Consider the following 13,757-nt stretch of genomic DNA (forward strand, 5'->3'; position numbering starts at 1 on the left):
TCTGTAGAAAGGTTTCACCCAGCCGTCGGAGGCCACCTATCATCCTCGTAATACAGCAAATATCAAACATGCAGCCATGTAACCATGCTACACTCTTCTGCAATCATACGTACGCAGGAGAAAGACATGCGCAAAAAAATTACTGACAACATCTCATGGGTCGGAAAAATAGACTGGGAAATCCGCACAGCACACGGAAAAGAATATTCCACGCATAAGGGTACTTCATACAACGCCTATCTTATCGAAGATGAAAAAACCGCTCTTATTGATACTGTATGGGAACCATATGCTGATGAGTTTGTAACCAACCTCAGACGTGAGATTGATTTAGAGCAGATCGACTACATCATCTGTAATCACGCAGAACCGGATCATAGCGGCGCACTACCAGCCTTAATGAAATATATACCGGACACACCGATTTACTGCACAAAACAGGCAACACTGTCGCTTTCAGGACACTACCATCAGGACTGGGACTTCCGCACAGTAACCAGCGGAGACACACTGAGCCTGGGCGAAAACACCCTCACATTCTTTCCGGTTCCCATGGTACATTGGCCAGACTCCATGATGACCCACCTTTCCGGCCAGAACGTCCTGTTTTCCAATGACGCATTCGGGCAGCACTACGCACATGAACTGCTTTTCAATGATCTGGCTGACCAATGCACGCTCTACGAAGAAGCAATCAAGTACTACGCTAATATTCTCACACCGTTTTCCCCAGTTATTACAAACCGCATTCAAGAATTTCTTGCAACAGACCTTCCGGTAAATCTTATTGCCACCAGTCACGGTATCTTGTGGCGTGACAATCCTGAACAAATTATTGAGCAATATTTGCGGTGGTCTGATGCGTATCAGGAAGACCAGATAACAATTATTTATGACACAATGTACAACTCAACCAAGGTAATGGCGGAAACAATTGCAGCAGGCATCTTACAGCATAGCCCGGCAACACACGTAAAACTCTTTCATGCAGCAAAAGCAGATAAAAATGACATCATTACTGAAGTTTTCCGCTCAAAAGCTGTACTTCTTGGTTCTCCAACGTTCAATAAAGGCCCGCTGGCAAGCCTTGCCGCCATACTTGAAGAATTTAGGGGACTAAAATTCACAGGCAAAAAAGCCAGTGCGTTCACTTCCTACGGATGGAGCGGCGAAGCAGCAAAGCTTATGCTTTCAGAGTTGATTGATGCCGGTTTTGAGACCGTCGATGAAGGATTCCGCATTAATTGGCGAATGAATGCAGACCAGCGGCACGATGCACTGCAATTTGGAGTGGAGTTCGCTTCTTTAGTCTTTTAATTTTACAAAAAAATAGAAAAATATGATTTATAAGACATATAAACCTAAAATCAACAAGTAATAAGACCCATTACACTTGCCTTAGGATATACAACATTTAGTCTTATTGACATTGCCGGAGGAAGATTATGAAACGATTTCTGACTGTTGTTTGCATTAGTACAATAATTTTTCTTTTTACAGCTTGCTCTTTATTTCGACCTGTTAACCAAAAAACACCTCCAGCAACAAGTGCAGCAGAACTTTGGCAATTCATTAAACTAAAAGACAATTACTCTAAGTGGGATCAATTTGATGACGCCGAAGGATTACTGCAAGCTGCCCCGCCTCACGGCCCATTGGTGAAAATTTATGCAAATGACATCGCGACCGGCTCTACCTACACAGGCAGAAAAGGCTCCATAGTCATCATGGAAAACTACGAAAATGATGGAAAAACACTCCTTACCATAAACCTCATGCAAAAACGCCCCGGCTATGCTCCGTCCGCCGGAGACTGGTTCTGGGCAACGTATGAGCCGAGTGGAAAAGTTCTGGAAGAAGGTAAAATCAAAAGCTGTGTTGAGTGTCACGTCAGCATGGCATTTGATGATTACACGTTCATCCATAAGTGGTGATTACGCAACTCGTGTAATAGTTCTCCAGCTTTCCACTCCTGCTGCTCCAAGCCCCCAACCGGAGCAGGCAAACTCCCTCGTTTGCTGCGGCGCTGGCCCACAGTAAACAAAAAGGCAGAAACGTAGCCGCATCACTACGTTTCTGCCTTTTAGCATTCTATAGCGCTGAAAAAACTTATTCAGCAGATTCTGTTTTAATTTCGCGCAGACGCAGGCTCAAATCACGAAGCTGGTTATTAGAAACAGCAGATGGTGCGTTTGTGAGCAGGCAAGTCGCCTTCTGAGTTTTAGGGAAGGCAATAACGTCGCGGATAGAAGCAGAGTTAGTCAGGATCATAACAAGGCGATCAAGACCGAATGCGATACCACCGTGAGGAGGTGCGCCGTATTCAAATGCTTCCATGAGGAAGCCGAACTGTTCTTCTGCTTCTTCTTTGGAGAAACCAAGTGCAGAGAACATTTCTTCCTGACGCTCACGGTTATGCATACGGATAGAACCACCACCAACTTCGCTACCGTTCAGTACGAGGTCGTACGCACGTGCTTTAGCATTTGCAGGATCTGTTACCATCACGTTCTCTTCACCATCCTGAGCAGCGGTGAACGGGTGGTGACACGCTACGTAGCGTTTTTCGTCTGCATCGTACTCGAAGAGAGGGAAGTCAGTTACCCACAGGAAGTTGTAGGTATTCTCAGGAATAAGATCAAAACGTTTAGCAACTTCGATACGCAGGTAACCGAGCGCGTTGTTAACAATCTCTGCAGGGCCAGCCTGGAAGAATACGATATCGCCAACTTCGAGACCAAGCTCTTCTGTAAGGCCTTTACGCTCTTCATCAGAGAGGAATTTCGCAATAGGAGACTGCCATTCATCTTCTTTGATCTTGATCCATGCAAGACCCTGAGCACCGTAAATTTTTACGAACTCAGTGTACTGATCGATCTCTTTACGGGAAAGCACAGCGCCACCCGGTACACGCATAGCTTTAACAAGCTCTGCGGTGGAGAAAAGACGGAAGCCTGAGTCTTTTACAACATGACTTACGTTTTTAAGACGCAGATCAAAACGGGTATCCGGCTTATCAAGACCGTACTCTTCAATTGCCTGATCGTATGTCATACGCGGGAAGGTGCTTGGAACCTCAACGTCGAGACAATCTTTAAACACGCGCCCTACGAGGCCTTCCGCCATTGTCTGAACCTGCTTTTCGTCCGCAAAGCTCATTTCGATATCAACCTGAGTAAATTCAGGCTGACGGTCAGCACGAAGGTCTTCGTCACGGAAACAACGAACGATCTGGTAGTAACGATCCATACCGGCAGCCATAAGGAGCTGCTTAAAAATCTGTGGAGACTGTGGCAGAGCGTAGAATTCGCCCTGATTCACACGGCTCGGCACGAGGAAGTCACGTGCGCCTTCCGGTGTAGACTTGGTAAGACACGGAGTTTCCACTTCGAGGAAATCCAGCTCATCAAGGTAACGGCGGATAGACTGTGCAGCGCGGTTACGGATGATGAAGTTATTTGCAAGCTTAGGACGACGAAGATCAAGGTAACGGTATTCGAGACGCAGGTTCTCAGATGCTTCCACACGATCTTCAATCTGGAACGGAGTGGTTTTCGCAGTGTTAAGCAGCTTCCACTCTGTTACGTACACTTCAACTTCACCAGTCACCATGCCGGTGTTTGTCATCCCCTCAGGGCGATGACGCACTTCACCTTTAACAGCAACAACATATTCAGTACGCAGGATATGTGCGAGTTTGTGTGCTTCTTTGTTCACGTCAGGGCTGAATACTACCTGAGTAAGGCCTCTGCGGTCACGAAGGTCGATAAAAATCAGGCCACCATGATCGCGACGGAACTGCACCCAACCCATCAGGCATACTTCTGAGCCGATATTATTGGCATTCAGCTCGCAGCAATTATGGGTGCGAACCCACCCGTTAAGAGGCTCGATGTACTGCTGATGGTCCTGCTGAATATCCAGATTTTGATCGCTCATTCTCGTTTCCTTTAAAAAATGTAGTAAAGACAGCTAGGCTGTCCAACGGTTAGGGGTTCTACACGATTGGTGTTATCAGAGTGCGGAAAATACGGCCGGATCAAACGTTCCGGCCGGGTAAAATCTGCTTCTGACTATATTAAATATGCTCAATAAGTTCAGACTGGGAAACTGTGGTTTGCTCACCGGTTTCCATATCTTTGACTACAACAGTTTTCGCTGCAAGTTCGTCTCCGCCAAGGATAAGAGCTTTACGAGCGCCCTTTTTACCGGCTTGACGCATCTGCGCCTTCATGGATTTGGAGGCAAAACTTACATCACCGGTCTTTCCGGCAAGACGCAATGTCTGTGCAAGCATCAGGCCATCTTCAAGGCCATTTTCGTCAAGCACTGCAATGTAGAAATCAGGCTGCACAACTTCGCGCTCTCCGAGCATAAGCGCAAGACGCTCCATGCCGCAGGCAAAGCCGATACCCGGAACATCTGCACCGCCGAGCTGCTTAATCAGCCCGTCGTAGCGTCCGCCACCCGCTACGGAACTCTGCGAACCGATAGCGTTGGAAACAACCTCAAAGGTTGTGCGGTTGTAGTAGTCAAGGCCGCGTACAAGACGGTCATTCTGTATAAACGGAACATCTGCGGTACGCAGTGTTGAAAGCACCTTATCATGGTGAGTACGGCAAGTCTCACAAGTGTGTTCGATGATTGTCGGAGCACTTTCAGTCAATGCTTTACAACCAGGAACCTTACAGTCCAGTACGCGAAGCGGATTGGTATCCATACGGCGACGGCAGTCTTCGCAAAGCTCTTCTTTATTCAGATTAGCAAGAAAGCTGCGCAATGCTTCATTGTACTGCGGACGGCACTCACGACAACCAAGAGAGTTAACCTCAAGCACAAGCTCCTTAAGACCAATTTTGGTAAGGAACGTCATAAGCATAAGGATAACTTCTGCGTCTGCATGCGGCTCATCAGGGCCAAGGCACTCACAGTTGATTTGATGGAACTGGCGCATACGTCCTTTTTGCGGACGCTCGTACCGGAACATAGGGCCGAAGGTGAAAAGCTTGGAAATCTGCTCTGATGCGTTCACATTGCCTTCAATGTATGCACGCATAACACCTGCGGTTGCTTCCGGACGCATAGTAAGAGAACGACCTTTACGGTCATCAAAAGTGTACATTTCTTTCTGTACAACGTCTGTTTCATCGCCAATAGAGCGTTTAAAAAGCTCTGTACGCTCAAGAATAGGCGTACGCAGTTCTTTGTACCCAAAACTGCCAAAAACTTCGCGTGCAACAGTTTCCATAAAGGTAAAGGTGTCGCTCTCCGGAGAGAACATATCCGCAAAACCTTTAATTCTTTTTACTTTACTCATGCCGGTTCCTAAAAATTGTATTTTTTTCAATGTGCTGCACACCCTGCATTGCAGCAAATCAGAGATGCCGTTTGCACATAAAAAAAGCTGTGTCGGCAAAATTGTGCCGAAACAGCTTTGAGTAGTCTAAAGTCGCTTACTTGTCAAAAGCAGAAGAAGAGTTTCTGGCAGCAATATTAGTGCGACAAGCATTCATAATTGCAGGTTTTGCACCACATTTTTTAACCATCAGAGGAATTGTCATTCCTGCCTCATTGTTATCTATGCAGATGCCGGAAAGTGCGCCCACACCGTATGGAACCACACTCGAATTAAGCCAGTTATACACAGGCGCATCCTTCCATGTGCTCACAGGACCAAGCAATACAGAACGGCGCGTTAGCACACCAGAGGCAGCCTGATTGCGCACCATACGGTCAAGCGTGAGAGGACTGAGCCAGTTCCTGTGCTTACCGTACACCTCGACAGACCAGTTGCGGAACAAGTAGTATAGCGACCACTTTGAATACGCAGTCACAATAACGCCACCGGAAGCAACCCGTAGCGACTCTGCAATAACTGCTTCAGGATCGTCTACAAATTCGAGAACAGAGCCAACGCCAACGTAGTCAAACTGATTATCATCAAACGGCAGGTGTTCTGCTCTTCCTAAAAAAAACTCTGCACGACATCCAAGTAAGTCTCTGGCTGCTTCAAGCATAAGAGGAGAGCAGTCCAGCCCTGTAACATCAAAGCCGGCATGATAAAACATCTCGGTGACAAGCCCTGTTGCACAGCCAACCTCAAGAAACCGTCTGCCGCGTCTAGGCCAGCCGGAAATCAAGTCAGCCACGAGCTTCATCTTTGAGCGCAACGCAAGCACGCCTGCCGGAGACTCTGCCCATCGACGGTATTCATTCACAAGTTTTTCATCAGCCCAAATTGTCATGTCAGATCACCTTGTTGCAAAAAAGTATGCATCTCAGGATATACCAAGCAAAAACAACCTCTGCTCAATCAGCTCAAAAATAGTACTCGAACTCTCCCTCCGCAAGCAACCACAAACTGGTACTCAAACCAGTCGCCACCTATATACCAACCAACCGCCATCTTTCTGTAAAAAAACGGCACAGGAAGAAGGATATCTTTGTAACACTAACCCTATCGTCTGCATTGCAAAGAAAAGGTATACTGCCGTAAAGAAGGCATGCAGCCTCTACAGATTCTCTTGCATATTTCATTTTCCAACATTATGACTCTACTTAGAAATAAAGCAATATTAGGTAGATGTATTGCCGCAACACGTAATGAAAGATATAGAACCCAGTTATTCTGGGCAGGGAGACTCTATGGAAGGTCGGAGCGTAACCAGCAGCGAAACACTCATGACTCACCGAGCGTTACCGGGCGATACAAATGCAGCTGGTAATGTACACGGTGGTGTAATTTTAAAGCATATCGATCTCGCAGGAGCAGTTTGCGCCATGCGTCATGCAAGAGGATGCACAGTAGTAACTGCCTCTATAGACCGCATGGAATTTAAGGCACCTGTACACGTGGGAGAGCTTATGGTTTTAAAATCCTGCGTCAACTTTGTGGGATCAAAATCCATGGAAGTAGGGGTTCGGGTAGAATCTGAAAACCTGCTTACAGGAAACATCCGCCACGTTGCATCTGCGTACTTAACGTTTGTGGCAATGGATACTGATAAAAAGCCGACAACCATCCCACCTCTTGTAATTGAGACTCAAACTCAGGAACGAAGATTGCAAGAAGCTGCGCTGCGACGAGCTGCAAGGAAGGCTGAACGAAAACGGGAAAAAATGACCCAGGATCAAATGGAGCAAAGCCCTATCTACAGCCCGGAAGAGGTATTTTAGCGGTGTTTTTTGCTTCTTCCACTAAGGCAAAAAAGCACCCTGCAGTAAAAGACAAATAACTGACACTCCCATAAAGGGTTGATGCCTGCTTACCGCACTAGTCGCAAACTGTTAAACAGCCCCGACATCACAACAGGGATTATTCCTGCCGAGCAGGGATACTCTGTTACTCTTTTTGAACAAAGAAATGATATGAACAAGGCAAAATCGCCGCCTTGTTTAGGGGGCATGGGTTTATATAAGCTACGCTATGTTGTGCATCTGCACCCGGACAAGTAGCCCCCCCTACCATGTAGAGCAACTAGATGCACAATAAGTAGAATCCCCCTTCTACTGCTTATTACCCATTGCCCCCATTTATATCTTATCGACATAGATTAGTGTTTCTTTACAATCCTACGCCATTCCGCCCTATTACAACATGTATTTTCTGTTAATCATCCGTAGTTATAGGCAGTTTTGTTTTATAAAAAGCGCACCGGACTTCACCACAAAGACACCAAATCTTAATTCCGAATAAAACAGTATAATTACCTGTCCAGAAACATTACAATAACAGTTGCACCAGACTGCAAAACTAAAAAAACGGATAAAGAGTATAACCCCTCATCCGTTTTTCCAGTTCATGGCAAAGGGCAGATGACAAATTCACCCACCCCGCGGAAAATGTGCATTAATTGTGTGTCTGGCAAGCGTCACATACGCCTTCAAACTCAATATATGCAGCATGAATAGTAAAGCCGGGAGCCTCAGCACCCCGGGCGGAAGCGATGTATTCAGCGTTCATCACGTCGCCCACCTTACCGCAAATGCTACAACGAACATGAGCATGAGGATTCGTATTACCGTCAAACCGTTTCTGTGATCCTGCATGTTCGAGTTTAAGAATATCTCCACTCTCTGCAAGCACATCAAGGTTACGGTACACTGTGCCCAGACTAATGCGCGGCAACCGCTGTCTGACCATGTCGTACACTTCATCTGCTGTTGGATGTGTAGTGACCTTACACAGCTCTTCAAGGATAACCTTGCGCTGCTTGGTCATACGTGTCTGTACAGCCATACGTGCACCCCCTGTTATTAGTAATAGTTTTTAGTATCGACTTATCGATATGTTGTCAACACCCAAAAATTTTATTTCAACTGACTAAAATGCAAAAGAAAAAGCCCTCACATTATGTAAGGGCTTTTTCTCTTTGTCCTGTGTCCAGTACAACTATTCGGACTGAAACACGCCACTCTTGCCGCCTGCCTTATATACAAGCCTGCAATCGCGGATGATAATATCTTTCTGCACAGCTTTGCACATATCGTAGATTGTCATGGCTGCTGTCTGCGCTGCCATTAACGCCTCCATCTCCACTCCCGTCTGGGATGTGGTTCTGGCTTCAGCTTCAATCTCAATAGCATTCTGTGCTTCATCTATTGAAAAACGTACGTCAACGTAACTCAAAAAGAGCGGATGGCACAAGGGAATAAGTTCCCATGTCCGCTTAGCAGCCTGAATACCGGCTACTTTGGCGGTTGTCAGAACATCACCCTTAGGCAAAGCCTGACGAAGAAGCAGATCAAGGGTATTAGAAGAGACTTCAACCACAGTCCGTACAATTGCGGTTCGGCGAGTGTCGTCTTTATCGCCGACATCCACCATAGTTATGGAACCATCCGTATCCATGTGGGAAAAACTCTTCTCATCCATTAATCAACCCCCATTGCTTTTCCGGCCTTTTTGAACATCTTCTTTACTTTGGAAAGTGGCTTCTCTTCTTCAAGAGCGGCAAATTCCTGCAGCAATTCTTCCTGACGTTTTGAGAGCTTAGTAGGAGTCTTAACGATGATCTCAACCATCAGATCACCCTGCTGTGCACCGTACCCAAGGTTTGGCAACCCATACCCTTTCATACGGAAGACTTCACCACTCTGGGTTCCTTTTGGAATATCCATAGTGATAAGCTCATCAAGAGTCGGAACTTCAATTTTGTCACCAAGCGCAGCTTGAACAAAAGAAATTTCTTTAGTCAGAATCAGGTGATGCCCCTGACGACTGAATGTTTTATCTTCCTCAACGGTAAGAACAACATACAAGTCACCCGGAGGGCCACCGTGAATGCCCGGCTCACCTTCTGCACGCAGACGCAGACGGTTACCAGTATCAACACCGGCAGGAACTTTAACCTGCAGCTCCTTGGTTTCCTTTACAATGCCGACACCGCGACATTTAGGACAAGGGTTCGGAATAATCTGACCGGAACCGCTACACACCGGACAAGGGCGGGAAATAGAGAAAGGCCCCTGACTCTGGCGCACCTGTCCAGTACCGTGACAGTGATTACATGTTTCAGGCGAAGTACCCGGAGCAGCTCCGGAACCGTCACATTCATCACAGACAACGTTCTTAGGAATTTTCAGGGTAACTTCATCACCATGCGCAGCCTGACGGAAAGAAACTGTCAGATTGTAACGCAGGTCTGCACCGGCCTGAGCACGGGGACCACGAGAGCCGCCGCCCATATTAAAGCCGAAGAAATCACCAAAAATATCTCCGAATGAACCGAAGATATCTTCTGCACTGTTAAACCCGCCAAAACCGTTGCCGTCGACACCGGCATGGCCAAACTGATCGTAACGGCTACGCTTTTCCGCATCATGCAGAACTTCATACGCCTCAGAGGCTTCTTTGAATTTCTGTTCAGCTTCCGGATTATCCGGATTTCTATCCGGATGGAACTCCATAGCTTTTTTGCGGTAAGCCCGTTTAATTTCGTCTGCAGAGGCAGATCGGGAAACCCCGAGTACCTCGTAATAATCTCTCTGGCTCATAGGAACTATTCAGCGTCATCCTGTTCGTAACCGATTTTCATATCAACACCGTCAGCAAGCACCTTGCCGGCAGCAATCTCACGAAGCGCAGTTACTACTTCTTTGTTTTTGCTATCGACGAGGGGCTCGTAACCTTCACGGAACTGCTGAACACGTTTAATTGCCATCTGCACGAGAAGGAAACGGTTGTCTACACGTTCCTGACAGTCTTCTACTGTAATACGGGCCATTGAGGACTCCTTATGTATGAATGCGGCTTAGCCGTTTTTTCAACAAAAATGTTACTGATTAAAAGGAAGACGTGCCCGCAGATCATGCAATAAACTGCTTGATACGGGGTACCACACGCTTTCCCTTTGCAACCTAACCCAGCAAACCCCTTCCGGAAGCTTCGGGTCGGTATAGAAATACAATTCTACAAGTGGAACACCATCCGCAGCATAGATGTTCCAACTCAGCGACAACAGAGCACTCTCTGGCCTGTTACGCACCGGCAACCTGCGATACTGCATCTGTCCAAGTCGCCATATAAATAAATCCATTCCGGTAAGCTCCTGATTGGTAAGGTTGTCCACCCACCCTTCAGCAGTTTTCCTGATGGTAATATTCTGTACTTGTTTTCCGTCAATGCGTGTCAGCTTCTGCTCAACGGCCTCACTGACATTCACGGTAAAAATCGGTTTTTCCTGCAAAGCAAATGCAGTCACTTTCAACTGCTTGACCAGTTGAGGCGAAAGCTCAACCGGGTCAGGCTGACGACTATCCTTTGCCTTGTATGGCCCTTTAGCTCCATCACGTTTAAACACAACAAGTGATGTAGGTTCGGAAACACCATCCTGCCAGACAGAGATTGCAAAATCAGCAACAGCACCAACGAGGACTGCGGCAGTTTCGCAGGACGCTCCACCATTTACGAGCGTATGAATAAAAAGATCAGCTGAATTCTGGTTTACGGCGTGTTTCATTAACGCTTCAGGATAGGAGAAAACAAAACCATCATCAGTGCGCTCAATTTCCCATGTCCCTGTCTCGTCACCCTGCATACGAATTTTTGTAATCCGGTCAGAAGGAATAGCAAGCAGTCTGGAATCAATAAAATTTGCTACCGGCTGGGCAAGCATGTACACATATTCCAAAGGAACCATACACACCTGTCCGTTGCCTTTTCTACCATAATAGGCATCACGGCTTTTTGAAAGGGCACCTACACCTAAATGCCACAGGTCTGTTCCAGACAACGTAATTCGTATCTTAGGATTGTCCAGACCGTGTTCAAGTATCTTGTGCGGCGCAACATCACCACAATTCTGTGGCGGAGTTTCACGCATTTTGGTGAGGAGATTGTCCAGAACATCCTGCCGTGCAAGACATTTTTTTCCGTTAAACAAAACAAACCAGCGTCCTTTTTCCCGTATAAAAGAAAAATGGCCGCTGTTATTTATCAGATCAATCTTCTCTACAACCTCGGACGATTGTGTAAACCAAGAAGCATTGCTCACGCGCGTCGTACTTGTGCGCTGATATTTTTGAACTCCTGCTACAACTCCGGCAGAAAGGAGGAGCAGAGCAATTGCTACTAGTACTGTTCTTTTCATAAACAACCGTTCGACGGTATAATTTAATGATAACGCCTGGCGCGTCCGCCATCATCACCAAAATAAGCCTGTCTGCACGTGCAGGAACTCCCTGCTGAACTCAGCAATAAAAAAAATGCAGACTATCCGGCAAGCTTTGCAGTATACTTCCCGCAATAATGTCTGTCAAGAATAGCAACAATATTTCAATCTTCCTCAATAGCTACCCGTCATCTAATACGCTTTTGCAATTTGCAGTCACGCAACAGCTTCAAATCTGCAAAAACGTACTTGCGCGACAATGCCCGCACTGCTAATGCCAGTGACACCCCGGAACACTTCGCACACCTTAGTTGCGCCTGTTCAGAGGTAAAACTGACAAAAACGCTGCCCGCACAGCACGGCACCATGCACAACATGCCGAAGGCAGCGTCAGGAGCATACATGGCTAAAGAAAAATTAAGCTACGCACAGAAGCAATGTATCGGCAGCGCAGGCAAACTGATGCAGCAAACCGAGATGATCCACCCGGGCGCACGCATCGGCATTGCCATGTCCGGCGGCATGGACAGTTGGGTTCTCATGAAAACCCTTCTCCACCGCCAGAAAATCGTCCCGTTCACATTCGAGATGATGGCACTGCACATCAATCCCGGCTTTGACAACACATGCCATGCACCTCTGGCTCCGTGGCTGATCAAACACGGAATTCCGTATCATATTGAAACGACAACCGACGGGCCTGATGCACATTCAGACGTTAATAAAAACAACTCACCCTGTTTTTACTGTGCAATGAAGCGCCGGACGAGGCTTTTCGAACTCTGCAAACAGTACGGACTGACCCATCTTGCATTCGGACACAATGCAGATGATCTTGTCGGAACCTTCCTCATGAACCTATATGAAGGAGGCAGTGTTCGTGGAATGTCAATTAAAGAAGATTTCTTTAATGGCGATCTAACTATTATACGTCCACTGCTCATGGTCAAAAAAGACATCATCAGAAAATGCGTAAAGCAATGGGAACTCCCATTGTGGGACAATCCGTGCCCTTCAGCGTTTGATTCCCGCAGAAAAGACGTCATGGACGACTTTTGGGAGCTGGCCGGCAAGTATAAAAACTTGAAGCAAAACGTTTTTAACGGCCTGAGCAGATGGCAACTTGGCTTGACACTTGACTCTAAAGCGAAGTAACTTCGAAAATTATTTTTTTCACCCTAACTTTCAGAGCACACACAGATACTATGCTGTTAAATCGCTACCACGTTGTTGTCTTCAAGGACAATCAGGGACACTGCAAGAAAGTAAGTCTGCGCGGCTGGTTTTTTGCGTGTATACTGGTTCTTATTCTAGCACTATCCGCTGGTAATATTTACCTGTGGAAGTACTACCATCAGTCCCAAACCCTTGCGCAAAACCTCGCTGACTCTGAAAAAACAATTTTTGAACAGAACAGTCAAATCCTGAGCATGGTAGACAAACTGCGCATTGTTCAAAAAGATCTGCAACGCGTGCAGCAGTTCGACACAAAACTGCGCATCATGATCAACCTTGATAAAGATCAGGGTGACACAGCCTCTGCAGTAGGTGGAGCCAAAACAAAAGATTTTACTGACAACTACCTGCCGATTCACAGGCAGGAACTCCTCGCCCGAAAAATTCACAGCTTCATTAAAGACCTCAACACAGAGGTCAGACTGGAAGAAGTGAACCAGCAGGAACTGATTCAGACATTCCGCAAAAACCAGCGCCTGCTTGCCGCAACGCCATCTATCTGGCCTACTGAAGGCTGGGTGGCGTCACCGTTCGGCCCGCGTCGATCACCATTTACAGGTCGTAAAGACTTCCACAAAGGTATCGACATCGCCAACCGCATCGGCACTCCTGTGTATGCCACTGCCAATGGACGTGTTTCCTTTACAGGCACTGGTGGCGGATACGGCGTCAACCTGATGATCAACCACGGCGCTGGCGTTATCACACGATACGCCCACCTGAACCGCTACGTAGTCAAGAAAGGTCAGAAGGTAAAACGCGGAGAATTGATCGCATACATGGGTAACACAGGACGCTCCACAGGGCCTCATCTTCACTATGAAGTTAAGCTAAACGGCGTCGCACTTAACCCTAAGAAATTTATTCTGAACTAAGCATCATCAGGGGAAGCAGAAGTATCTGTTTCCC

At 46.8% G+C, this 13,757-nt stretch carries 13 protein-coding genes; 5 read left to right on the top strand and 8 right to left on the bottom strand.

All coding sequences use genetic code 11. The features are described from left to right. Positions 1-126 precede the first annotated feature (126 nt). Positions 127-1,317 (top strand): oxygen-binding di-iron domain-containing protein, encoded by a 1,191-nt coding sequence (locus SP90_RS12975; RefSeq protein WP_066857035.1) that lies wholly within the window; start codon positions 127-129, stop codon positions 1,315-1,317. A 128-nt stretch (positions 1,318-1,445) separates the two neighbouring features. Next, the gene (locus SP90_RS12980) at positions 1,446-1,934 is read left to right on the top strand and encodes a cytochrome P460 family protein (RefSeq protein WP_066857038.1); all 489 of its coding nucleotides are present in this window, start codon (positions 1,446-1,448) and stop codon (positions 1,932-1,934) included. A 175-nt stretch (positions 1,935-2,109) separates the two neighbouring features. Here SP90_RS12980 and aspS read toward each other — a convergent pair whose 3' ends face one another. From aspS to SP90_RS12995, 3 genes are all read right to left on the bottom strand, one after another. Beyond that, entirely contained in the window at positions 2,110-3,939 is a 1,830-nt protein-coding gene (aspS, locus tag SP90_RS12985) for an aspartate--tRNA ligase (protein WP_066857041.1), read from the bottom strand. A gap of 139 nt (positions 3,940-4,078) precedes the next feature. Beyond that, the gene (gene hisS, locus SP90_RS12990; protein ID WP_066857044.1) at positions 4,079-5,317 is read right to left on the bottom strand and encodes a histidine--tRNA ligase; all 1,239 of its coding nucleotides are present in this window, start codon (positions 5,315-5,317) and stop codon (positions 4,079-4,081) included. A gap of 136 nt (positions 5,318-5,453) precedes the next feature. Further along, positions 5,454-6,245 carry a class I SAM-dependent methyltransferase gene (locus SP90_RS12995; RefSeq protein ID WP_066857047.1) on the bottom strand — a complete coding sequence of 264 codons (792 nt, stop codon included), beginning with the start codon at positions 6,243-6,245 and terminating at the stop codon, positions 5,454-5,456. Between the two features lie 400 nt (positions 6,246-6,645). Here SP90_RS12995 and SP90_RS13000 point away from each other — a divergent pair, with 400 nt between their 5' ends. After that, complete coding sequence (locus SP90_RS13000; RefSeq protein ID WP_066857050.1) at positions 6,646-7,176, top strand: acyl-CoA thioesterase; 531 nt, start codon at positions 6,646-6,648, stop codon at positions 7,174-7,176. Between the two features lie 673 nt (positions 7,177-7,849). On the opposite strand, the gene SP90_RS13005 is transcribed toward SP90_RS13000, so the two are convergent. The 5 genes from SP90_RS13005 to SP90_RS13025 all read right to left on the bottom strand — a co-directional run bounded on the left by SP90_RS13005 (position 7,850) and on the right by SP90_RS13025 (position 11,591). Then, complete coding sequence (locus SP90_RS13005; protein WP_066857053.1) at positions 7,850-8,239, bottom strand: Fur family transcriptional regulator; 390 nt, start codon at positions 8,237-8,239, stop codon at positions 7,850-7,852. A gap of 153 nt (positions 8,240-8,392) precedes the next feature. Continuing rightward, positions 8,393-8,875 (bottom strand): cyclic pyranopterin monophosphate synthase MoaC, encoded by a 483-nt coding sequence (moaC, locus tag SP90_RS13010; RefSeq protein ID WP_066857057.1) that lies wholly within the window; start codon positions 8,873-8,875, stop codon positions 8,393-8,395. Then, entirely contained in the window at positions 8,875-9,996 is a 1,122-nt protein-coding gene (gene dnaJ, locus SP90_RS13015; protein ID WP_066857060.1) for a molecular chaperone DnaJ, read from the bottom strand. Before dnaJ ends, moaC begins: the two co-directional genes overlap by 1 nt. Before the next feature lie 5 nt (positions 9,997-10,001). Continuing rightward, entirely contained in the window at positions 10,002-10,226 is a 225-nt protein-coding gene (gene rpoZ / locus SP90_RS13020) for a DNA-directed RNA polymerase subunit omega (RefSeq protein ID WP_066857063.1), read from the bottom strand. 51 nt (positions 10,227-10,277) lie between these two features. Beyond that, positions 10,278-11,591, bottom strand: a complete 1,314-nt coding sequence (locus SP90_RS13025; RefSeq protein WP_066857066.1) for a DUF4340 domain-containing protein — start codon at positions 11,589-11,591, stop codon at positions 10,278-10,280. A gap of 423 nt (positions 11,592-12,014) precedes the next feature. Between SP90_RS13025 and SP90_RS13030 the strand changes: the two genes are divergently transcribed. Further along, positions 12,015-12,767, top strand: a complete 753-nt coding sequence (locus SP90_RS13030; RefSeq protein WP_066857146.1) for a tRNA lysidine(34) synthetase — start codon at positions 12,015-12,017, stop codon at positions 12,765-12,767. 50 nt (positions 12,768-12,817) lie between these two features. Continuing rightward, positions 12,818-13,723 carry a M23 family metallopeptidase gene (locus SP90_RS13035; protein ID WP_066857069.1) on the top strand — a complete coding sequence of 302 codons (906 nt, stop codon included), beginning with the start codon at positions 12,818-12,820 and terminating at the stop codon, positions 13,721-13,723. Positions 13,724-13,757 lie beyond the last annotated feature (34 nt).

This window comes from Halodesulfovibrio spirochaetisodalis, from assembly GCF_001672295.1.
Lineage (GTDB): Bacteria > Desulfobacterota > Desulfovibrionia > Desulfovibrionales > Desulfovibrionaceae > Halodesulfovibrio > Halodesulfovibrio spirochaetisodalis.